Origin of the sequence: Alishewanella tabrizica (genome assembly GCF_014652375.1) — a bacterium.
GTDB classification, from domain to species: Bacteria; Pseudomonadota; Gammaproteobacteria; order Enterobacterales; family Alteromonadaceae; genus Alishewanella; species Alishewanella tabrizica.
In genome coordinates this window covers 70,604-93,458 of the sequence record NZ_BMYR01000001.1, presented here as the reverse complement: position 1 = coordinate 93,458, position 22,855 = coordinate 70,604, and the positions used below count along the sequence as shown (strand labels likewise).

At 46.6% G+C, this 22,855-nt stretch carries 22 protein-coding genes; 10 read left to right on the top strand and 12 right to left on the bottom strand.

The window, feature by feature from the left end; all coding sequences use genetic code 11:
* Positions 1-8: 8 nt before the first annotated feature.
* The 7 genes from IE070_RS00400 to IE070_RS00370 form a co-directional block, all read right to left on the bottom strand.
* Complete coding sequence (locus IE070_RS00400; RefSeq protein ID WP_189479339.1) at positions 9-488, bottom strand: FKBP-type peptidyl-prolyl cis-trans isomerase; 480 nt, start codon at positions 486-488, stop codon at positions 9-11.
* 418 nt (positions 489-906) lie between these two features.
* Positions 907-1,707 (bottom strand): tryptophan synthase subunit alpha, encoded by an 801-nt coding sequence (gene trpA / locus IE070_RS00395; protein WP_189479337.1) that lies wholly within the window; start codon positions 1,705-1,707, stop codon positions 907-909.
* Positions 1,707-2,930, bottom strand: coding sequence for a tryptophan synthase subunit beta (trpB, locus tag IE070_RS00390; RefSeq protein WP_189479335.1), 1,224 nt, complete (start codon positions 2,928-2,930; stop codon positions 1,707-1,709). The genes trpA and trpB overlap by 1 nt, the downstream gene beginning before the upstream one ends.
* Before the next feature lie 45 nt (positions 2,931-2,975).
* Positions 2,976-4,391 carry a bifunctional indole-3-glycerol-phosphate synthase TrpC/phosphoribosylanthranilate isomerase TrpF gene (trpCF, locus tag IE070_RS00385; RefSeq protein ID WP_189480056.1) on the bottom strand — a complete coding sequence of 472 codons (1,416 nt, stop codon included), beginning with the start codon at positions 4,389-4,391 and terminating at the stop codon, positions 2,976-2,978.
* Positions 4,392-4,428: 37 nt separating this feature from the next.
* Positions 4,429-5,469 carry an anthranilate phosphoribosyltransferase gene (gene trpD / locus IE070_RS00380; protein ID WP_189479333.1) on the bottom strand — a complete coding sequence of 347 codons (1,041 nt, stop codon included), beginning with the start codon at positions 5,467-5,469 and terminating at the stop codon, positions 4,429-4,431.
* Between the two features lie 5 nt (positions 5,470-5,474).
* The gene (locus tag IE070_RS00375; protein ID WP_189480054.1) at positions 5,475-6,143 is read right to left on the bottom strand and encodes an aminodeoxychorismate/anthranilate synthase component II; all 669 of its coding nucleotides are present in this window, start codon (positions 6,141-6,143) and stop codon (positions 5,475-5,477) included.
* Between the two features lie 50 nt (positions 6,144-6,193).
* Positions 6,194-7,765, bottom strand: coding sequence for an anthranilate synthase component 1 (locus IE070_RS00370; RefSeq protein WP_189479331.1), 1,572 nt, complete (start codon positions 7,763-7,765; stop codon positions 6,194-6,196).
* Between the two features lie 519 nt (positions 7,766-8,284).
* Between IE070_RS00370 and IE070_RS00365 the strand changes: the two genes are divergently transcribed.
* Positions 8,285-9,613, top strand: coding sequence for a hypothetical protein (locus tag IE070_RS00365; RefSeq protein ID WP_189479329.1), 1,329 nt, complete (start codon positions 8,285-8,287; stop codon positions 9,611-9,613).
* Positions 9,613-11,655 (top strand): DUF3857 domain-containing transglutaminase family protein, encoded by a 2,043-nt coding sequence (locus tag IE070_RS00360; RefSeq protein ID WP_189479327.1) that lies wholly within the window; start codon positions 9,613-9,615, stop codon positions 11,653-11,655. Before IE070_RS00365 ends, IE070_RS00360 begins: the two co-directional genes overlap by 1 nt.
* 22 nt (positions 11,656-11,677) lie before the next feature.
* Here the strand turns inward: IE070_RS00360 and IE070_RS00355 are convergent, their stop codons facing one another.
* A complete protein-coding gene (locus IE070_RS00355) occupies positions 11,678-11,863 on the bottom strand; it encodes a DUF6435 family protein (RefSeq protein WP_189479325.1) in 186 nt (61 codons plus the stop codon).
* A gap of 234 nt (positions 11,864-12,097) precedes the next feature.
* Between IE070_RS00355 and rnm the strand changes: the two genes are divergently transcribed.
* From rnm to rluB, 5 genes are read left to right on the top strand one after another with little or no spacing between them, the layout of a single operon-like run.
* Entirely contained in the window at positions 12,098-12,973 is an 876-nt protein-coding gene (gene rnm, locus IE070_RS00350) for an RNase RNM (protein WP_189479323.1), read from the top strand.
* Complete coding sequence (locus tag IE070_RS00345; RefSeq protein ID WP_189479321.1) at positions 12,970-13,590, top strand: L-threonylcarbamoyladenylate synthase; 621 nt, start codon at positions 12,970-12,972, stop codon at positions 13,588-13,590. The genes rnm and IE070_RS00345 overlap by 4 nt, the downstream gene beginning before the upstream one ends.
* 25 nt (positions 13,591-13,615) lie before the next feature.
* Positions 13,616-14,437 carry a segregation and condensation protein A gene (locus IE070_RS00340; RefSeq protein WP_189479319.1) on the top strand — a complete coding sequence of 274 codons (822 nt, stop codon included), beginning with the start codon at positions 13,616-13,618 and terminating at the stop codon, positions 14,435-14,437.
* A complete protein-coding gene (scpB, locus tag IE070_RS00335) occupies positions 14,437-15,033 on the top strand; it encodes an SMC-Scp complex subunit ScpB (protein WP_189479317.1) in 597 nt (198 codons plus the stop codon). The genes IE070_RS00340 and scpB overlap by 1 nt, the downstream gene beginning before the upstream one ends.
* A complete protein-coding gene (rluB, locus tag IE070_RS00330) occupies positions 15,033-16,043 on the top strand; it encodes a 23S rRNA pseudouridine(2605) synthase RluB (RefSeq protein ID WP_189479315.1) in 1,011 nt (336 codons plus the stop codon). The genes scpB and rluB overlap by 1 nt, the downstream gene beginning before the upstream one ends.
* A 69-nt stretch (positions 16,044-16,112) precedes the next feature.
* Here the strand turns inward: rluB and IE070_RS00325 are convergent, their stop codons facing one another.
* Positions 16,113-16,913 (bottom strand): SDR family NAD(P)-dependent oxidoreductase, encoded by an 801-nt coding sequence (locus tag IE070_RS00325; protein WP_189479312.1) that lies wholly within the window; start codon positions 16,911-16,913, stop codon positions 16,113-16,115.
* A gap of 73 nt (positions 16,914-16,986) precedes the next feature.
* A complete protein-coding gene (locus IE070_RS00320; protein ID WP_189479310.1) occupies positions 16,987-17,730 on the bottom strand; it encodes a hypothetical protein in 744 nt (247 codons plus the stop codon).
* A 131-nt stretch (positions 17,731-17,861) separates the two neighbouring features.
* Here IE070_RS00320 and IE070_RS00315 point away from each other — a divergent pair, with 131 nt between their 5' ends.
* Together IE070_RS00315 and IE070_RS00310 are read left to right on the top strand one after the other, a co-directional pair.
* Positions 17,862-19,025, top strand: a complete 1,164-nt coding sequence (locus IE070_RS00315; RefSeq protein WP_189480053.1) for a sensor histidine kinase — start codon at positions 17,862-17,864, stop codon at positions 19,023-19,025.
* The gene (locus IE070_RS00310; protein ID WP_189479308.1) at positions 19,018-19,668 is read left to right on the top strand and encodes a response regulator; all 651 of its coding nucleotides are present in this window, start codon (positions 19,018-19,020) and stop codon (positions 19,666-19,668) included. The genes IE070_RS00315 and IE070_RS00310 overlap by 8 nt, the downstream gene beginning before the upstream one ends.
* Positions 19,669-19,764: 96 nt before the next feature.
* Here the strand turns inward: IE070_RS00310 and galE are convergent, their stop codons facing one another.
* The gene (galE, locus tag IE070_RS00305) at positions 19,765-20,784 is read right to left on the bottom strand and encodes a UDP-glucose 4-epimerase GalE (RefSeq protein ID WP_189479306.1); all 1,020 of its coding nucleotides are present in this window, start codon (positions 20,782-20,784) and stop codon (positions 19,765-19,767) included.
* A 24-nt stretch (positions 20,785-20,808) separates the two neighbouring features.
* Positions 20,809-21,108: a YciI family protein gene (locus IE070_RS00300; RefSeq protein WP_189479304.1), complete on the bottom strand. Its 300-nt coding sequence runs from the start codon at positions 21,106-21,108 to the stop codon at positions 20,809-20,811.
* Positions 21,109-21,440: 332 nt separating this feature from the next.
* Between IE070_RS00300 and IE070_RS00295 the strand changes: the two genes are divergently transcribed.
* Positions 21,441-22,853 (top strand): sodium-dependent transporter, encoded by a 1,413-nt coding sequence (locus tag IE070_RS00295; RefSeq protein WP_189479302.1) that lies wholly within the window; start codon positions 21,441-21,443, stop codon positions 22,851-22,853.
* Positions 22,854-22,855: the final 2 nt, after the last annotated feature.

Sequence of the window (22,855 nt, the reverse complement as noted above, 5' to 3'; positions counted from 1 at the left end):
TTTGGGGTTTAATGATGATGACCGCCTTCGCCATGTGCATGGCCATGCGCAATTTCATCTGCCGACGCTTCGCGGATTTGCATTACTTCAATATCAAATGTAACGGTTTTTCCTGCTAGTGGATGATTAGTATCCACCTCAGCTTTGAACATGCCCACTTTGACAATAGTAACTTGTTGTTCACCTTGAGCTGTACGCAGCCACGCGACCATACCCGGTTTCCACTTTTTTGCACCCGATAAGTTTTTTACCTGCACGCTTTCAATGGCATCACTTTTTACTTCGCCATAGGCATCAACTGGCGCCAACGTAATACTGAGTTTATCGCCGACGGATTTCCCTGTTAACTCGGCTTCTACTTTAGCAAACATTTGATTATGGCCATGTAAATATAACAAAGGCGAACCCTGGCGAGAACTCTCTAACTCATTACCATTTTCACTTAGGGTGTAATGAAACTGCACAACGCTATTTTCTTGAATTTGCATATCAGACATCTTTTTGAGTTTATCGTGGCGCTATTATAGCGAATCGTCGGGCAGAAGGGGTTCAGATATCACAGATATTTTCAGAAGATGCTCAAAGCCTAGCAAGGCTGCAAAGCTTATATGTAAATACTTTTATGTTGTATAAAAGCCCAACTGTGAAAAAAAGCATTACCTTCGCTAATTTAAGCGCATCGTTTTGGAGAGCTATTGTGCGCTAAAAAGCCACTGGCGTTGTTGATAAGCGAAGAAAAGTTATGATTGTATCGGAGTCGTGTGGATAACTGAGTCGTGTTTATAACTTAGCAGAGTTGTTATTGGTACCGGAGTTTTGTGGGTAAGTGGTACCTAAGTTGTGTGGATAAATTAAACAGGTACCGTTTAACGGGTACCTGTAAGAATGCGCTGCGCGAGGAGCGTATTAGGTGGCGGCTTTCATGGCGCTGGCAAATTGTTGCAGAGCCGGTAATAACACAGCGGGCTCATGATAATGTTGCTCAATCAGTTTCACAATGGCTGAGCCACTGATGGCACCCGCGGCACCATTAGCAATAGCATCACGAACTTGATCGGGGCTGGAGATACCAAAACCCAGCAATGGCGGTGCCGGATTATACTGCCGGATACGATTGATAAGTTCGGCTGTTGGCATGGCCGCCTTTGTTTCAGCACCGGTTACGCCCGAGCGGCTAAGTAAATAGGTATAGCCACGGCCATACGAGGCAATAGCGCGTAAATCATCATCATCTACATTTGGTGGCACAATATAGATTGGCGCAATATTCTGTGCCATGGCAGCTTGTCGGAACATTTTGCTTTCATGTAATGGCACATCTGCAATTAATACCGAATCAACCCCCGCTGCGGCAGCAACAGCATAAAACGCTTCGACACCCTTTGCCATCACAATATTAGAGTACAACAACAACCCAATAGGAATGGCATCGTTATATTCGCGGATGCGTTTAATCAGCTCAAAGCTCATCGCTGGGGTTACACCGGCGGCTAATGCCCGAATGTTAGCATTTTGAATAGTTGGCCCATCTGCGATCGGATCGGAGAAGGGGATCCCCAATTCTAAAGCATCGGCACCGCCGTCAATTAACGCTTTAATAATATCAAAAGACAATGCTGGATTAGGATCGCCCAAGGTCACAAAGGGCACAAAGGCGCCGCGCCCTTCAGTGGCTAAGCGGCTAAACATCTGTTGATAACGTTGCATTACACGACTCCCTCGTTTGCTTGCTGTGCGTGCTGTTGTGCCTGCGCCGCTAATACACTGTGCACATGGCTAAGGTCCTTGTCGCCTCGGCCTGATAAGTTAATTAATAATACTTGCGGTGTTGTGGCGGCAGCGGCCAGTTTCAACGCATAAGCTACCGCGTGTGAGCTCTCAAGGGCGGGAATAATTCCCTCAGCTTTTGCCAACAATTGAAAGGCGGCTAAGGCTTCATCATCGTTAATAGCCACATATTCAGCCCGGCCACTTTGTTGTAAATGGGTATGCTGTGGTCCTACTGCAGGATAATCTAAGCCGGCTGAAATAGAATATGATTCTTCAATTTGGCCATCGGTCGTTTGCATGATTGCAGTGTAGGCACCGTGTAAAATACCGTAACTGCCGGTGCTTAAAGCCGCGCCATGTTGATGAGTATTAATGCCCATACCACCAGGTTCTACACCAATTAAACGCACATTGGGTTCTTCAATAAAATCAGCAAACATACCAATTGCGTTAGAGCCACCGCCAACACAGGCGATAACAGCGTCAGGTAGCTTACCTTCGGCTTTCAATATTTGCGCTTTGGACTCTTCGCCAATCATCCGCTGAAAATCGCGCACAATTGTTGGGAAAGGATGGGGGCCAGCAGCCGTACCAAGCATATAGTGGGTTGTCTCATAGGTCGCTGACCAATCCCGCATCGCTTCGTTTACCGCATCTTTTAAGGTACCTGAACCGGCCGTTACTGGGATCACCGTTGCGCCCATCAGTTTCATCCGAAACACATTGGGTTGCTGGCGTTCAATATCTTTCGCCCCCATATAAATACGGCATTTTAAACCCAGTAAGGCACATGCCAGAGCAGTAGCCACACCATGTTGACCGGCACCCGTCTCAGCAATCACTTCTTTTTTGCCCATGCGCTGCGTTAACAGTGCCTGACCCAATACCTGATTGGTTTTGTGCGCGCCGCCATGCAGTAAATCTTCGCGCTTTAAGTAAATTTTTACTAAAGGATTCGGGGATAAATTACGCGTTAAGGTTAATGGCGTAGGGCGACCGGCATACTCGGTTAATAGCTGTTGAAACTCAGCTAAAAAAGCAGGATCTTGCTGGGCATCCACAAATGCCGACTCTAATTGTTTTAGGGCGGGCACTAAGAGTTGCGGTACGAACATACCACCGTACTGACCAAAATACGGATTTAATTTAAGCTCACTCATCTGCGATTCTCTTTAATTAAGTAATACTGCATCAATTGAAAACGGTTAATTCGAATGCGTGCTACTAAGCGCATTATGCTTAGTTAGCACATCAAATTGGCGAATTCGCGTAAACGCCAGAGCCACTTTTTCAGCATCCTTACACCCTGGCGCTTGCTCTAGCCCTGAATTTAAATCAAGCCCTGCCACCGCAAAGCCCAACGCTTGGCTAAGGTTATCGGGCGTTAATCCCCCGGCCAGCATAATAGGTTGCTGGCCTTTGTGATCTTGTAAAATCTGCCAATCAAAGCTCAGGCCACTTCCACCGTGTTGAGTTGGATGAAAGCTGTCGAGTAAGATGCGATCCGCCAAAGGGGTAAACGTAGGCAATTCTGCCTTAACCCGATAGGCTTTCCATATTTCACAGCCTGCGGGCAAAAGCGCTCTAAGCTGCTGTAAATAAGCATCATCTTCATCACCGTGCAATTGAACTGCGTGCAGCGCCAAGGATGAGGCAAGCGCTGCCACCGTGGTAAGGGGGCTATTTACAAATACTCCCACAAAGCGCAGAGGCGCTACCTGCACCAATTGTGCAGCACGTTCGGGGCTAACATAACGCGGCGATGTTTCGGCAAAAATTAACCCACCAAAGTACGCGCCCGCAGCATAGACAGCGTTTACGTCTTCTTCACGTGTTAGGCCACACACTTTATGCTCGCCGATGATTAATTTGCGACAGGCGCCGGCTAAGTCCGGCTCGGCCATTAACGAGCTACCCACCAAAAAGGCATCGGCAACGGGTAACAGTTGTCGTACTTGTTGTGACGTATAAATACCGGATTCTGATACCACGGTGCGATCGGCTGGTATCAAGTCGCGTAGGCGAACGCTAGTCGTTAAATCGGTACTCAGATCGCGTAAATTGCGATTATTGATGCCAATCAGTTCGGCCCCCAATGCCACGGCGCGCTCAGTTTCTTGCACATTACTCACTTCGGTTAATACCGTTAAGTCTAAATCTTTAGCAATGGCGGCCAACAAGCGATATTGCCGATCAGATAAAATAGAAAGCATTAATAGTACGGCATCTGCGCCGGCATCACGCCCGGCATATACCTGATAAGGCTCAATAATAAAATCTTTATGCAACAAAGGTTTGTCAGACAGCTGGCGCATTTCTCTTAAATAATCGTAATGGCCTTGGAAAAACTGGTGATCCGTTAATACTGATATACAATCGGCATAATCGTTGTATACCTGGCTAATTTCGGTTAAATCAAATACCGGACGAATTAATCCTTTCGACGGTGACGCTTTTTTGCATTCTAATATAAAGCGTGCGCCAGGTTGTTGCAGGGCCGCTAAAAAATCACGGCGACTGGCCGTAACGTTTTGAATAAACTCTTCCAACGGTCTAGCCGCCGCCATAGCGGCAACCTCCTGTTGTTTATGCGCCACAATTTTTGCTAACACACCTTCAATCGGCACTTCGGGGTGAAAGGTTAGCGTTTCAATCACATCAGACAAGGCTTAACTCCTTAAAGCGTTCCAGTGTATCCAGCGCTTTACCGCTTTGCAGTTGTTCTAATACAGCGCGGGTATTTACTTTTAAATCGGCGCCTAATCCGGCAATCTTTAACATGGCGGCGACATTGATCGCGACGGCATGTAAATGCGCTGTCGGCGCTGAACCGTTTAAAATAGCCAAGGTAGCGGCGGCATTTTCAGCCGGCTCGCCCCCCTCTAACTGGCTTAACGGTGCAAGTTCTACCCCAAAATCGGCTGGGCTTAAGGTAAACTCTGTCAGTTTACCGTCTTGTAGTTGGCACACATAGGTATTGCCATGCAGGGCGATTTCATCACAGCCACTGCCATGCACGACCCAAGCGGCCTTCGTACCAAGATGGTGTAAAGCTTCTGCCATGACTCGGCACAGTGACGGATCATACACGCCCAAGAGCTGAAAATCTGGACGGGCAGGGTTAATCAAGGGGCCAAGCAAATTAAAAAGCGTACGGCTTTTTAAGGCCGTGCGCACCGGCATGGCATGCTTAACACCGCTATGATAACGGGGGGCAAACAAAAAGCTGCATCCGCTGTGTTCTAATGTGTGTAACGCCTGCTCTGGTGTCAATTGAATATTAACCCCTAACTGCTCGAGTAAATCGGCAGATCCCGAACGAGACGACACACTACGATTGCCGTGTTTGGCAACCGGTAGCCCCATGCTAGCGGCAACAATGGCGGCTGTAGTTGAAATATTAATAGTATTACTACCGTCGCCTCCCGTACCACAGCAATCAATGGCTCCTGGCACCGCTTTGGGAAACGGTGTTGCCGCGGCTAATAAAGCGCTGGCAGCGCCCGTAATTTCAGCTGCTGTTTCGCCCCGAACTTTTAATGCGACTAACAGCGCGGTGAGTAAAATCGGTTCAACGTGGCCTTGTACCACGGCGCTAAAAAATTGCTCGCTTTGTTCACGGCTTAACTGTTTATTATTTAATACATGCTGGACTAACGGCAGTACCAAGGCAGTATGTTCAGAGGTGTCTAGCTGCATGTACGTTAGCTCCTATTCGCTTCAAGCGCCGACGACAACGGCGTCATTGCACGTGATGTGCTCTGCTGATCGTTAGCCTTTTGGCGCGTTAGCAGATAAATAATACTTTGCTTTAACAGCGGTTTACCCAGTGTGGTTAACACCGATTCCGGATGAAATTGAAAGCCTAACATACGATCTTTCTCATGGATCACGGCCATTGGAATATGCCGCTCGCGCGCAATTTCAATCAGCGATGTCGGTAACGTGGTTGCCATAAGTGAATGATAACGCGCCACCGGAAAAGGTCGGGGTAAATTCTCAAACACGGGATGATCATCAAGTTCAATCGCTGAGGTTTTACCATGTACGGTTTCACCGGCGCGTCCGACCACTCCGCCGTAATGTTCTACAATGGCTTGGTGGCCTAAACAAATACCCAATACCGGATAGATACCCGCACAGAGCGTTAATAAAGCGGGCATGGCACCCGCATCCGCTGGTGCACCGGGCCCTGGAGACAATACCAGCAATACTGGGCCGGTTTCTTGCTGCATTTTGGCAAAAATATACTCAGCAGGTACCGTGTTACGATACAGTTTTAACCTTAACCCCAGTTGTGCAAATTCATCCACTAAGTTGTATGTAAACGAATCAATGTTATCCAGTAAATAAACAGTCGTTGTAGCTAGCATGTTTGTGGTCGTGTCCGTGCTAAGCGGCGTTAAGTGAGATGATGTCATGGTTAGTAACCCGCTAATTGAATGGCTTTAATTACGGCTTGAGCTTTATTGCGCGTTTCTTCGGCTTCTAATTTTGCCACCGAATCAAACACCACACCGGCACCGGCTTGTATAAACGCCATGCCGTTTTCAACATAGGCAGAGCGGATCACAATACAACTGTCAAAGTCGCCATTACCGGCTAAATAGCCCACCGCACCGCCATAAGAACCGCGTTTTTGTCCTTCCACTTGCCGAATAAGCTCAGCGGCTTTCACCTTAGGTGCACCAACCAGCGTCCCCATATTCATACACGCTTGATAAGCATGTAACGCGTCTAACTCAGGTTTTAGCGTACCAACAACGCGTGAGACCAAGTGCATTACATAAGAATAGCGATCTACTTTTAACAACTCTTTCACGTAACGACTGCCAGGTACACTGATCCGGGCCACATCATTTCGGGCCAAATCGACCAACATTAAATGTTCCGCTTTTTCTTTTTCGTCTTGGCGCAGTTCTAATTCAATACGGCTGTCTAAATCACGATCGATACTACCATCGGCAGCAAAACCACGGCGTCGAGTGCCCGCAATAGGGTAAATTTCGACTTGCCTATCGGCTGCTGCAAATTTTAATGCCGACTCTGGCGACGCGCCAAATAAACAAAATGCCGGATCATGCAAATAAAACATGTAGGGGCTAGGATTCAGCTGTTTTAATTTGGCATATGCTTGCAAGGGCTTAGGGCAGGGAAGCGAAAAGCAGCGTGAAGGCACCACTTGAAAGATATCGCCCGCCACGATATGCGCTTTTAAGTTCTCAACTTGTTGTTCAAAATCACTGTCACTGATATCCACATGAATGCTTGACGCTGGCGCGGCCTTACCCGCCGTTAATGGCTCACTTTGTGCCAGTAATTGTTTAATTTGTTCTAAACGTTTGCCAATGGCAAAACAGTTAGCTGCGGCATTTTCACCACAAAAGACATTACCGACCAAGCGACTTTGTTGGCGTTGATGATCAATCACTAGCGCAGTTTCGGCTAAGTAAAACAGATAATCTGGGCATTTATTGGCGGTTGCAGGTACGTCTGGCAATTGCTCAATGTTTGCGACCATATCGTAGCCAATGGCACCGCCTAAAAAAATGGCAAAGGGTTCGTCACTTTGTCCGCGTAAGCTTTGTTGAATCACTCTAAGCACACTAAAGGGATTGGGCTGCGTAAGCCGGCTGACTTCATCCAACAAGGCATCGGGGCGCTCAAAGGTGATCTGTAATTGCTCTGCGCCAGCATCAACAGTGGCAATCGGCCGTAACTGTTCAGCGAGAAAAGCTAATAAAGCCAGACCGTTATTGCTTTTAGCATGAATAACCACCTGCTGTTCATTACATTCAATGCGCAACGCCGCATCAATCAGCATTAAGCTGTTCACGCTATTTTTACTGTCAATTTCTGCCGATTCTAGCAATAACGAGCAGCGATCTGCAGAACATACACTTGCATAGGCCGCCAAGGCATCAGCCTGATAGGGAACCGTCAGGGCGATACTGGCCACTTCGCCTGGTGTATCGGTAATATGGCTAAAAATCATCTTTGTTATCCTTACTGCAAAATCACGATTTGTACATGCCAGATTGACCATAAAGCGCGTCTTGTAAGGTTTACCCTTTGCAACAGCGCTACAGAAAAGGGCGCAAAAAAAAACCCGCTTCTGTTGGAAACGGGCTTTGGTAATTAAAGCGAATACAACGCCTACACACGCCCGTTGGGAATGTGCCACCACCAGTTGATCAGGTTAAGTGCGATGGAGTATTGCATTGGCTTTAATCACTTAATTTTTAATGGCTACATAAAACCGCGAAATCGTTTGCACGTCAAGGGTAATTTTAGAATTACCCTAAATTAAACCGTAAAGATGGCTATACGGCTTGGCAGCGCAGGTCGCGACGCCTCAGCGTATAAACCTTATATGCTGTAGTACTCTATGTTGATTCACTCATAACAATGGCCAAGCGTAGACAAATTATAAGCATCAGGTATTATCAAATAAGGTAACTTAACATACCACACTTTCATGCCGCAGCACGCGCCATTATAACAGGGATAGGTTATGGCAAAGATAACGATTTTACAGCGTATTCTACGCACAAGCTGCATAGTTAGTAGCATCGTTGGCTGCGCAGTTGGATCGGCGTATGCTGCCGGCGCCAATCTCCCGTTATGGCAACAACGCTATAAGGCGTTTACCATCGAGCTATCTAATGTGCAAATTTTTCAGTATTTTCAGACGGTGCTTTCCCTCGATGCTTGGCCGGAAAAGCAGCGTTGCACGCCTGAGCATATAACGAGACTGGAAGAGGCCTTAGCACTTAATACGGCCAGTTTGCATTTACGTTATACGCGTTATCAATGTTGGCAAACGCATGAAGATAATGGCTCCCTGCCTGCTGCGGTTTCTGAAAATGGCGAAGCAGGGGCTTTAGCGACTGAAGCTGACAGCTTAAGCGCGATTGCCGAGGTTATTTTAGCGTCTGGTCAAGGTGTTGTGGCGCAAGGTCCTATCATCGTCAGGGAGCTATCTGATGCCACCGCCATATTTGAGTTAGCCGAGTACGATGTGGTTGAGATGGAAATGCTGATGTATCAGCAACAGGTTATGTTACGTTATTATCTTCGCGATCGGCACAGCAACATTTACCAGTATCGTTATGTCAGTGGGTTTGCTTGGTTAGCGGAATTAATGCAGCGCAGCGGCGTAACTGGCTCTGCTAAGGAAGTGAGTGCGGCGGCATATCAGCAATATTTACAAGAAGATTTTGATTTTGCTTTGCTGTATCGCGCTAAACAAGACGTGTTAATAGGCAAGGGTAAGGACGCGGCAAAAACCTTAGCCTCTATGGTTGCACGCAGCTATTTGGCTACCACGGCATTAGCCCAGCTGTATGTATTAGAGCAAGATATGGATGCGTTAGATGCGTTACTGCCTGAACTTATCACAGCGCATGAAGCCGGTGAGCCCTCGGCAAGTGCGATGCTCGCGTTGTTGGTATTATTATTTGACGATTCTGCAGGCGCACCCGAAGAAGCGCAACAGCTATTAGATGCCTATGCCCAAGGGTATGAGAGCGAATTACGCCAAGAAATGTTGCTGGATTTAATGTTATGGCATCCTAATTATCAGGTTATTGTCACGCGCTGGTTAGCCTCGCCTCAGGCTCGTGACATAAAACGTGATGCCTTACAGCGCGTGTTAGCCCTATGGCATGCCGCAGGCCCAGGGCAACAGCAGAAAAGCCTAAGCTTACAGCCGTTGTTATCACAACGCTTACCTTTAAACGCTGTGCCACGCGAGCATGAAACACAGTTTGTTTTCCCCAAGCCTCAGCCTGAATCTCTGCAACTGACCTTCAACGGCGTCAGCCAACACCAGGAGCCATAATGCGTCTATTCGTGCGAGTTTTAGTATTACTCAGTTTTTTGTTGTTAAGTTCGTCGGCGTTATTTGCTAATACGGTACAACAACAAGGGTATCAGTATCAGCAAGCGCCTACACCCGATTGGGTGGCGCCGTTACCGCATGATCTGGGGGCGTTAGAACCGACTAAACAAACCGCAGGGATCAATTACCTGGTGGTCGATGAGCAATTATCCCTGCGCCAAGGCCAGTATTTGGCGTACACGCATATCGCTATGCAAGTGAATACGCCACAAGGATTAGAGCAAGCCTCAACCTTTAATTTTCATTTCTCTCCTGATTACCAGCAACTGCAGGTCCATGCCATTACGCTCACTCGAGATAATCAGCAGTATGATATCTTGGCTGCGGCGGATATTCGATTAGCGCAACGTGAACGCGAAACAGATCAAGGGATTTACAATGGCATTGTTACTGCAATGGTGTTGCTCAGTGATATTCGGGTTGGCGATCGCATTGATTACGCCTATTCAGTTCAGGGCACAAATCCTATTTATCAAGGTAAACGCTCTGCATATTATGCCTTAAACTGGGCAGTCCCCGTACACTATGCCCGCGTGCGAATACTGACTGATCAAACAACAACGCTCTATCATCAGAGTAATCTCCCTACGCTGCATTTAACACCTCATACCACTGATAGTGGCAGCGTGTATGAGTGGCAACAACAGGCGATTGCCGCGGTAATTGATGAGGATGATTATCCGGATTGGCACACGCCCTATGCCTATTTAGAGGTATCCGAATTTGCCAATTGGCAAGAGGTGGTCGAGTGGGCGTTGCCCATGTATCAATTTAGCGAACCGCTGGCGCCAGAGCTAAAATTATTGGCAGACAGTTGGTTAGCACAGGCCAAAAGCTCCGCAGAGTATGCCGCAATGGTAGTGCGGTATGTGCAAAATAATATTCGTTATTTTGGTATTGAGATCGGCTTAAACAGCCATCAACCCCATGCGCCCAACCAAGTTTTTGAGCGTAAATTCGGTGATTGCAAAGACAAAACCACCTTGATGTTAACCTTATTACGTTATGGTGGCTTAGAAGCCTATCCGGCGTTAGTGTCGCATCGTTGGAAAAAAGGGATTGCTACGCGTTTACCTAACCCAGGGGTATTTGATCATGTGATTACTTATCTAAACCTTGATGGGCAAGCATACTGGCTGGATGGTACGCGTTCCCAGCAATATGGTCCGTTAGCGGAGAAAGGCCAGCAGTATTTTCAGCAAGCACTGGTTATAAAGCAAGATAATGGTGTACTAAGCGATATTGACGCGCCACAAAGCAAGCAAAATACCTTTCGAACAGACGAGGTGTTAACGCTCGCGGCCGTTGATGAGCCCGTGTCGCTAAATTTACAACTTGCGTTAACCGGCGAGTCCGCAGAGCGTTTTCGGCGCATGCTCGATACCAAAGGGATCACCGATTACAGTGCAGAATTAGAACAAGCCTATCGACGTCAATATCCCAGCGCCGATTTACAACAACCGATCACGGTATTGGACGATATCGAGCGTAATCGATTACAGATCCATGCCAACTTTGTTATCGCCCAATTTTGGGACCCCGAAAGTGAACGACAAAAATTAATGCTCTATGGCGACAGTATTGATTCTTATGCGCAAATGCCTAGCACGACCCGCAGAAATAGCCCTCTGGCAATCGCGCCGGGCGTGCATTATGAACATAATATTCAGTATAAACTGGCTTCAAATATCAATTGGTCGCTAGACGATCTCGCACTGCATATCGAAAACAAGGCCATAGCGTATCGTCGTACCATTACGGCCGAACCATTATCTATTAAGGTGTTGCACCAGTATCATACCAAAGCCGATCATGTAACGGCGGCAGAGACGGCCTCGTATATTCAACAACTGCGAAAGCTGCGTGAAGCGTTATATTATTCAGTTGAAATTGATAAAAGCAGTAACGCAGACAATAGCACTAATACAGAACAGGCGTTGCGGCAACGGTTTAGGCAATTACTTAACAAAAAAGGTGAGTAATTGCCTTAAGAGGAGTACATGCTTAACTTTCAATGCCTAACTGTTTTTTTAACGCGACCACCTTTTGCCAAATCTCTTCGCTTTCAGCGGTGAGATCGGCAAACAATCGCATATCGCCATTGCGCTGAGCATGCATAGCTTGCTCTAGCTTGGCATTGTATTGCTTAGTCAGTTTTTTCAGTGGATCCGGTTTTAGCCAGCCAAACATGGCAACTCCTTAATTGTTTGTAATTGTTTGAATTCGGTGACGGAATAGATTACGCACATCAGATGATGACAATAACATCATGCCGCAGATACATACACTTTATTACGTCGCAGTGTGGCATCTGGTTTTCAAGCATTGGGCTTTCGCCTGTCCTGTGCGACAATAGCAAGTGAAAACACGATACATTTTACCGGGTGTCTGCCTTAAGCCGCCTGGAAACCAATAGGAAAAGGCATGAAAATTGACTTACACAGCCATACTAACCATTCAGATGGCCTGTTAAGTGTACCTGAACTACTCGGCCGCGCCCTAGAGTTTAAGCTTGATGTGTTAGCCATTACCGATCACGATACCGTGAGTGCACTGGGTGAAGCGCAGCAATGGATTGATACAGAGAAAGCGCCTTTGACGTTGATCTCTGGCGTAGAAATATCTACTGCGTGGTCAGATTTTGAAATTCATATTGTGGGCCTAAATATTAATGCGCAATGCCCTACATTGTTAAATCGTCTCGCCAGCCAGCAGCAGCGCCGTCTTGTTCGCGCAGAAGAAATTGCGCGCCGCTTAGCAAAAGCAAATATTCCAGGTGCCTTAGAGGCGGTATTAGCGGAAACCGGTGAGGGCGCGATTACTCGTACACACTTTGCGCGTTTTTTGGTTAAAACGGGCCGAGCCGCCACCATGAACACTGTATTTAAAAAATATTTGGCGCGCGGTAAAACCGGTTATGTGCCGAATAATTGGGTGGCGATGGCCGAGGCGATACAATGGATCCACGATGCTGGCGGCCAAGCGGTACTTGCGCACCCTTTAAAGTACAAATTAAACGGTAAATACCTAAAGCGCTTAGTGCAAGATTTTGCGCTGGCGGGCGGTGATGCGATGGAGATTATTTCACCGCAGCAAACACTGGTACAGCGGCGAGAGCTCTGGGCGTTGTGTCAAGCGCATCAGTTAACGGCCTCGGTCGGATCGGACTTTCATCAGCCCACAACTTGGAATGAGCTAGGAAAGCATCTATATTTACCTGCAGACGTAACGCCCATTTGGGCGAATTGGGCAAATTTGCCCACCCCCGATGTTAGCACTTTAGCAAGGCAAGACTTATGAGCCAGTTTTTTCATATTCATCCCGAAACGCCTCAACAGCGCTTAATTAAGCAAGCGGTTCAAATTATTCAACAAGGTGGCGTGGTGGTATATCCAACCGACAGTGGCTATGCCTTGGGTTGCCATACCGGTGATAAAAATGCCCTAGAGCGTATTTTACGGATCCGGCAAATTAATGGCGATCATCACTTTACTATGATGGTGCGTGATTTATCGGAATTGTCGGTTTATGCCAAAGTAGAAAACAGCGCCTTTCGTTTAATTAAAAATAATACCCCAGGTGCCTATACCTTTATTTTGCGTGGCACCAAAGAAGTCCCGCGTCGCTTGCTCAACGAAAAGAAAAAAACCATTGGATTGCGTATTCCTGAAAATAAAATTGCCTTAGCCTTATTGGCTGAGTTGGGTGAGCCGTTATTGTCAACCAGCTTAGTATTACCAGGCCAGCAATTTGCGGAGTCTGATCCGGATGATATGCGCCAACAATTAGAAAAGCAGGTCGATCTTATTTTACATGGCGGTGTAATTGGTGAAGATCCCACCACCATTATCGATTTAGCCGATGACACGCCTGTTGTCGTGCGTGAAGGGCGTGGTGATGTTCGCCCCTTCCAATAAGCCCTTGTTGGCCATCGCGTGATCAATGAGTGAGCAGCCTAGCAGCTTAACGATACAGCAACCGTTGCCGTTGGCGTATGTCCGCGGCGAAGCGGTGCTTAATCGTCCTGACGATTTGTATATCCCGCCAGATGCGCTGGAAATACTCCTAGATGCCTTTGAAGGGCCGCTAGACTTTTTATTGTACCTGATCAGAAAACACAAATTCGATTTGGTTGACTTGCCGGTTAATGAAATTACCTTGCAGTATATGGAATACATTAATCTGATGCAGGAGCTAAACTTTGAGCTTGCCGCCGAATATTTAGTGATGGCAGCCATGTTAGCGGAAATTAAATCGCGGTTATTGTTGCCACAGTTGCTTTCAGCGCAAGCCGAAGAGCATGATCCGCGTGCAGAATTAGTACGCCGTTTGCAAGAGTATGAAATTTTTAAACAAGCGGCAACGGATCTGGATCAGTTGCCCAGACAAGAGCGCGATATTATGCCGGCAAAGGCGACGCTTGCAGATAACTTCAGTCCGTTATTAATTTTCCCCGATGTTGATTTTGCAGAGTTATTATCGGCATTAAGCGATATTGTCAAACGGGCTAATGCCTTACAACATCACCAAATTAAACGCGAGCATTTATCAACTCGTGCTAGGATGAGTCGTATTCTCGAATTGCTGCAACAGCATGCAGGTTATCTAGACTTTACCGAATGTTTTGAGATAAATGAGGGGCGAGCAGGCGTTGTGGTGAGCTTTTTGGCTATTTTAGAATTGACCAAAGAAAAATTAGTACGCCTTACACAAGTGGCTCCGTACGCACAAATCCATGTCAAATTGGCAATAAATGAGGCATAATGGCGCGCAAAATAAACGATGTGCAGTTAATGCAATTATTAGAAGCCGCCATTTTTGCGGCAGATAAACCGTTAAGTCGAGCCGAACTTCAGGCATCGGTCTTGGCGGAATTTGCCGTATCCAGCCGAAAACTAACGCAAGCGTTGCAGCAATTACAACACGATTACAGTGCGCGGGGCATTCAATTATTGGAAACCGCCAGTGGTTATCGTTTTTATACGCGCCCAGAATTTAGTGAGCCGTTAGCCAGTTTATGGCCAGAACGTTCACCACGCTATTCGCGGGCAGTGTTAGAAACCTTAGTGTTAATTGCCTATCGTCAGCCGATCACCCGAGGCGAAATTGAAGAAATTCGTGGGGTAACGGTGAGCACACAGATTATTCGTACCCTAACTGAGCGTGGTTGGGTGAAGGTGGTAGGCCATAAAGACGTGCCGGGTCGGCCCGGACTCTATGCGACTACAGCCGCTTTTTTAGATTATTTTGGGTTAACCCATTTAAATGCGTTGCCGCCACTTACCGAGTTTACTGCAATACTGGGTGAGGAGCATGCGCAACAGGTATCCACCGTCGAGATGACAGGAGAGCTTCATTAATGAGTGAAAAATTACAAAAAGTATTAGCGCGTGCGGGTGTGGGTTCACGCCGGGAAATGGAAGAGTGGATCAGTCGTGGTCGCGTCACCGTAGATGGTAAGCCTGCGGTATTAGGCGATCGTGTTGAGTCGGCACAAGCAATTCGTGTAGATGGTCATCCGGTGCAAATTGCTAGTGAAGAACAGCATATCTGCCGAGTATTGGCGTATCACAAACCCGAGGGTGAAATTTGTTCGCGTACCGATCCAGAAGGGCGGCCAACGGTATTTTCGCGGTTACCCAATATCAAAGGTGCCCGTTGGATCGCCATTGGCCGCTTGGATATTAATACCTCAGGTTTGTTGTTATTTACTACCGATGGTGAATTGGCCAATCGGTTAATGCATCCCAAGTTTGAGGTGGAGCGTGAGTACGCAGTACGGGTGTTTGGTGAAATAAACGATGCCATGATCCAGCGCTTACGTACCGGTGTGGAACTTGAAGACGGTAAAGCTAACTTTAAGAAAATTAAAGCGCTTCCAGGCGAAGGCATTAATAGATGGTTCCATGTGGTGCTTACTGAAGGGCGTAACCGTGAAGTTCGCCGTATGTGGGAATCACAAGGTGCCGTCGTGAGCCGCTTAATTCGAGTGCGTTACGGTGATTTGTTATTACCAAAGCATTTGCCCGCTGGCGGTTATGCTGAGTATCCGCTAGATGAAGTTAACTACTTACGTAAGCTGGTGCATTTAAGCGCTGAAACCGAAACCTTGGTAAAAGCCGAAGATCGTACTGAGCGCCGTCGCCGCATGGCCAGCATGAAACGCGCGGTGCGTAAGCATCAAATTGCCGAGAAAACACCAGGCAAAGCAGAAGGTAAACCGGCAAAAACCGAGCGTCCAGCTAAGACCGACCGTAGCAAAAAAACAGAACGTGCACCTAAATCAGAAGAACGTGCTGGTAATAACAGTAATAAACCTGCACGTAAGCCAGGGCATAAACCAAAACAACCTACGCGGCAAAGAAGTTAACGGCACGCGTTAAACTAGCTTCGTTTAAGAACAGCGCCCTTTGCGGCGCTGTTTTTTTAGCGACTGCATTTAACGCACTTTGCTTTTACGGATCATTTTATACAGTAATTCTGGGGCAAAACGCCCAAGTAGCGCGGCCAGCTTTTCTTTAAATCCGCCAATCACGATATAGCTTTTACCTGCTTTTAACGCTTTTACCGTGGCAACAGCAAACTCTGTCGCGGTCATGGCATTCGCTTGCGCATCATCCATCTTACCTAAAGCCTCACCCGAGCCAGTTAACGCATTCATTGACACTGCGGTTTTAACAAACCCCGGGAAAACCACAGCAACACGGATCCCTTGTTCATAAAGCTCGGCACGAGCGCTGTTTGCCCACAAATGTAATGCGGCTTTTGCTGCGGAATAACTGCCACGATACTGAGTTCCCACTAAACCTGCGACACTGGAAATAAACACTAATTGCCCTTGATTGTACTTTAACATACTCGATAGTACTCTGCGGCTCAGGGCCACCTGTGCAAAATAATCAATCTCCATAATTTTGCGATCAGTCTCACCCGTTGTATCCATGATGAGTGCACGTTGGCTGATCCCCGCATTATTAACAAGCATATCAATCTTGCCATAGCGCGCTAACACCGCGGCTAATGCCTGTTCTTGCGCCGTTTCAATACAAATATCGAGTGGCAACGTCATATGTTTGTCGGGATTGGGCAGTGTTAAACGCACCCGCTCTAATTCTGCATGACGTCTGGCGCTTAACACCACAATCGCACCTTCTTGCGCCATGGTTTTAGCTAAGGCTTCACCGATACCCCCTGATGCACCGGTGATCCAGACGATTTTATCGTTTAGCGTTATTGTCATTCTTATAGCCATCTACAGATAAAGAGGATTCGATGGTAGAGGATACAACCGGTCGTTGTCAAAGCGTGTTAGATCAGGTTACAACGCGAAATTTGCGCGCAAAATGGTTTTTAAATAAGGCGATGGCGGCTAACCCTAATGCTGGCGCAGCAATCCAACTGACAATTTGCCAGTGTCCGGTTAATATCTCAGCTAACATGCGACGCCCGCCTGCAGCGAAGAACGCGGTATAAAGCGCAATACCACTGCCAATCATGCTGCTAAAATGCTCAATAATCCATTGCCGAGCGGCAACCTGTTTTTGGAATGAATAGCGAGCAAAGGCGAGCGCGTTTACAAGGCCAACCCCTGCAAAAATCATAAATAGTACCGTGCCGCTTTGCCAACCCAACCAAAACACATAAACACTGCACACAAATAAACAGATAATGGGCAGCACCAGTGACAGGCGTTTTAGTTGTTGCAACTCGGCTTTAGCCTCTAATACCGCATACGCATGGCGGATCGTTACCCACGTTAAGAGACTTAGCAGTAATAAAAAAGCTGAAAAATGACGTCGTTGTTGTTCAAATGCTGCAACCGCTTCGGCCGGTAAAGGTTTACCCGTTACATACACCGCAATAGGATCAATTAATACCATACTAGACATAATCACGCCGGAAGCGGCGATAAACAGCATCATGTAGTAATAAACACGACCACTTAGATTGTGCAGTTTACTGCCTTTCTGACAGATAACGGGCAGCCAAAAAAGCACTAAACAGATAACCCCTAAAATAATATGCAAGTACAGCAACGCTGAATGAATGGTAGACATAGCAACACCTCCGTTAAGTTCAGCCTGCAGTATATGAAATGACAAAATTACCTACAGGTGCCAAAAGTCAGTTTTTTTAAACATGACTTTTGGCCTATTGCAGTCATTGTATAAATGCTGATAATAGCTTGATGAACTTACGTTTTCCGTTAGCCACTTTAGCCGGTGTTGTGACCTGGCTTTTGGTATCGCTTGTTACGCTCGTGATCCTGCAACGTTTGCCGGGAGAGACGCCTGTTGTTGCGATTATTACGTTATTGTCGTTATATGGCATCAGTTTTATCTTTTTGACGCAAGAGCAGCATCCTTTAGGATTGTTAGGGCAATATGGCCGTTATTTAGTGGCAGTGCCACTGCTCTGTGCATTTGCCTTACTGATACTCTTACCCCCCAAACACTTTGATTATCTTGCGATTTTAACCATTATTTGGGTGTGTTTATTACCCCATATGATGTCGCAGCAGCGGGCACTCTTGGTCACCGCGCTGGTGGTCGTGGTGTGGTTTAGCCTTCAAGCGTGGCTAGAACAGCGCAGTTTATGGATCTCGGCGAGCCTATACGGCACCTTTCATCTATTTGCTGTGGTCATGCAAAGTGCTATCACCGCTGAGCAGCAAGCAAAACTTGCATTAGCCGCAAAACATGTCGAGCTGCAAAGTGCCCAGCAATTGCTTTTAGCCGCATCGCGGCAAAGTGAGCGCACCCGTATCGCCCGAAACTTACATGATCTCCTTGGGCATCACCTTACCGCATTGACTATTCAATTACAGGTGGCCAGCTATCACACTGAGGGCGAAGCGAAGCAACAAGTGGACAACAGTTTGCAATTAGCCAGATTGTTACTGTCTGATGTTCGCGAGGCAGTAAGTGCTATGCGTGAGCAAGCTGAGTTAAATTTAAAGCAACTTTTAACGCCCAGTATTGCGAATCTGGCCGACACGTTAAGCGTAAAATTAACCATGGCAGACGATATAATTCTACCGAACGTGCTGCAAGCGCAGCATGTGCTTATGGTGGTACAAGAAGCCATTAGTAATACCTTAAAGCATGCCGCCGCCAGTGAGTTTTATATTGTTGCGCAGCAACAGCCAACGCAGCTTGTCATAACGCTTTCTGATAATGGTCGGGCACAGTATCCCGTGCAATTTGGCAATGGGTTAATTGGCATGCAAGAGCGCCTTGCCGAATGTGGTGGTCAGCTGCAGGTGCAACATGAGGGCGGGGGAGTGCAATTACAGCTTTTGTTACCTTTTGAGTTTCCTTATGAGTCACCTCAGGAGCCAGCCGATGTATAAGGTTATGTTAGTTGATGATCAAAAACTGATCCGCGATGGCATTCGCAGTTTGTTAGCTATTTCTGGGCAAATCGAGGTGATTGCAGAAGCAGCCGACGGTACACACGTGATCGCACTATGCCAAGCACAGCAGCCAGATGTCATTTTATTGGATCTGTCGATGCCGATAATGGACGGCGTACAAACCCTGCAAGCACTGCAACAGGCTAATATTGAGATCCCCGTATTAGTTCTGACGACGTTTGATGAACACGATTTAGTGTTAAACAGCATCCAAGCCGGTGCCAAAGGCTTCTTACTAAAAGACGTATCATTGGATACTTTAGTATCGGCTATTGCTGCCTTAGCTAATGGGCAAAGTTTTTTTCAACCTACAATTACCGAGCGTTTACTCACGCAAGTAAAGAAAAATCCAAAAACCACGTTTAGCAAACCCAGCGCGTTTGAGCCGTTATCAGACAAAGAATTAGAAATTTTACACTTAATGGCCGCAGGGTACAGCAATAAGGAAATTGCAACAGCACTGTATAAATCGGAAGGGACAGTAAAAAATCAATGCTCTACTATTTTAAGTAAACTGGGGGTACGTGATCGTACCCGCGCAGTATTACTCGCACTCGAACTGGGGCTTATCACGTCATAACGCGGTTACGCACCAAGACAAGGGTGCGTAACGACGATTGTGCGATGCAACAATTAGGATAGAAACAATTATGCTAAAAAAATGGTGTTTCGTGCGCTACTGTTTATAGCCATTGGGATTTTGTCGTTGCCAACGCCACGTATCTTGCACCATATCCTGTAATGTTTTTTCGGTTTTCCAGCCTAATAACGTTAAGGCCTTACTGGGTTCGGCATAGCAGGTGGCAATATCACCCGGACGGCGTGGTGAAATTACATACGGAACGGCTACCTGATTTACCTCGCTAAAGGCTTTAACCATATCTAATACGCTATACCCAACGCCAGTGCCTAAATTAATGGCTTCTATGCCGGGGTGTTTTTCAATAAATTCTAAGGCTTTTAAATGCCCCATGGCTAAATCAACCACATGGATGTAATCGCGAACGCCCGTTCCATCAGGGGTAGGGTAATCATCACCAAATACACTCAGCTTATCGCGCTTACCTACTGCCACTTGCGAAATAAAAGGCATAAGATTATTGGGGATCCCATTAGGATCTTCACCAATTTGGCCGCTACTGTCGGCGCCTACCGGGTTAAAATAACGCAATAAGGCAATAGACCAGTCGGGTTCTGCCTTAACTAAATCTTCTAAAATAAGCTCAATCATCAGCTTACTTTGTCCATAAGGATTGGTAGCCGAACGTGGCGAACTTTCCGCTATTGGTACGACTTTGGCATCACCATACACCGTTGCAGAAGAGCTAAAGACCAGTTTCTTCACATTAAAATGGCGCATTACTCGGCACAACGTTACGGTGCCCGCAACATTATTATCATAATAATGTAAGGGTAATTGCGTGGACTCGCCTACGGCTTTTAAACCGGCAAAATGCACAACGGCGCTAATGTTGTACTGACTGAATACTGCAGTTAGTGCAGCTTGATCGCGAATATCGCCATTGATGCTAATCAGCTTTTTGCCCGCTAATTGCTCTACCCGTTTTAAGGCTTCATCAGAGCTATTGCTAAAATTATCAAAGCTAATCACCTGGTAACCAGCACGCAGTAAACACAGGGCAGTGTGGCTACCAATATAGCCCGCACCACCGGTTAATAAAACATAAGCGCTCATGTGAACAATCCTTTGAAAAAGAAATTAAGGTAAGACTTTTTTGTAGGGTTTAACCGTGGCATTAACATAAACGCCAGCCTGCCAATACGGATCCGCCGCCGCCCAAGCTTGAGCTTCATCTAACGAGGCAAATTCAGCAATAACCAATGAGCCAGTAAAACCCGCATCGCCCGGCGTCTCAGAATCAATGGCGGGTAGCGGGCCAGCCATGACTAAGCGTTGTTCGTTTTTTAATTGTTCCAGCCGCGCCAAATGCGCTGGACGTGCTGCTAACCGTTTTTCCAGACTGTTGGCCGCATCTTCTGCATAAATCATATATAACATGTTAAAACTCACCCTCGTAAAAGATAGCTGAACATTAGCAGATTTGTCTTACAAATCCAATGACACTGGCGTGAAAGCCCAGTGAGTAAGGCCTCCTGATAACACCTTAGAACGTTGAAACGTAAAGTAGCGCGTGTTTATCGATACAAGCGTTTTTAACAAAAGACCGCGCGAGGGCGGAGGTCGGGCTAGGATTTCTCGGCACAGACTGTTAGCATGCAGCTGACAACAATAAATTATAACTAAAACAATTGCCCAAAATACCCTACTCAGGTTTAGCCACTAAGCCTTGTCAGTATTTCAGGGCAATGCTATCCAGGAGTCACGCACTTATGAAACGTGAACAATTTAGCTCCAGCTTAGGGTTTATCCTTGCTGCGGCAGGTTCAGCGGTTGGTATTGGTAACTTGGTCGCCTTTCCGGTAATGGCCAGTAAAAATGGCGGCGCCGCCTTTCTTATTATGTACGCTATTTTTGTGTTCTTTATTTGTTTGCCAGTGATGCTGGCTGAAATGAGTTTAGGACGCCACACCCGACAAAATCCTTTAGGCGCGTATACTGAAATTGGCCAAAACCGTGCTTGGCGCACAGTGGGCTGGTTGTCGGTACTGACGCCTTTTATGATAGGGGTGTTTTATTTAGTGATCACCGTGTGGATTGCCGGTTATTTGGGTAAGGCGATTCTGGGACAACTTGATCAATTAGCCGATCCTGAAGGCTTTGGTACATTTATCAACAGCAATGAGTTATTTGTATATATGGCGCTGGTTGTTGGCCTAACCTTTTTAATTCTGCAAGGCGGTGTAAAAAAAGGTATTGAAAAAGCCACCACGATCTTAATGCCCACCTTATTTATCATGCTGATTGCGTTAGTGATTTATGTGCTTACGCTAGAAAATGCTATGCTGGGCGTGAAGTTTTTCCTCATTCCTGATTTTACAAAACTGACCGGCGAAGTATTAAATGGCGCTTTAGCGCAAGCATTTTTCTCCTTGTCACTAGCAATGGGTATTTTAATTACCTACGGTTCTTATATTCAAAAACACGACAATATTGTCTCAGCGGGTAAAACCGTGGCGGGTTTGTCATTGCTGGTAGCCTGTTGTTCTGGTTTATTAATTTTACCGGCTGTGTTTTCGTTCAATCCCGATATTGAGATGTCAGAGTTGTCTACCTCAAGCATTGGCATGATTTTTATGTTTTTACCAAAAATCTTCTTAGCCTTACAAGCCGATATCGGCTATTTCGGCGCCTCCTTTATTGCCGCCTTCTTCTTCTTACTGGTGTTTTTTGCCGCGATGACTTCGCTGGTTTCGATTATCGAAGTGCCGGTGGCCAGTGTTATGGATGGTAAAGGCGTTAGCCGGCGCAAAGCGCTGTTCATTCTAGGCAGCGTGATGGTTGTGTTGGCTATTGTGTGTGCGTTATCGTTTGGGCGTATCGACTTTTTAAGCCAATTGCTACATTACGGTGGGGTAGATAAATCCTTCTTTGATGTAATTTACGATATGTTTTATGAAACGATTCTACCGCTGAACGGCTTTTTGCTTTGCTTATTTGTGATTTATCGTTGGAAGAAACATAACTTAGATGCCGAGATCTGTGATGGCAATTCTACGTTTTCCGGTTCGCTGTTACAAAAATACGTTAACTTGTCGCTCGGCACCTTTATTCCTGGCATTTTAGCGATCATTTTTATCAATACCGTTTCAACCATCTACTTCGGCAAAAACCTACTGTTTTAACT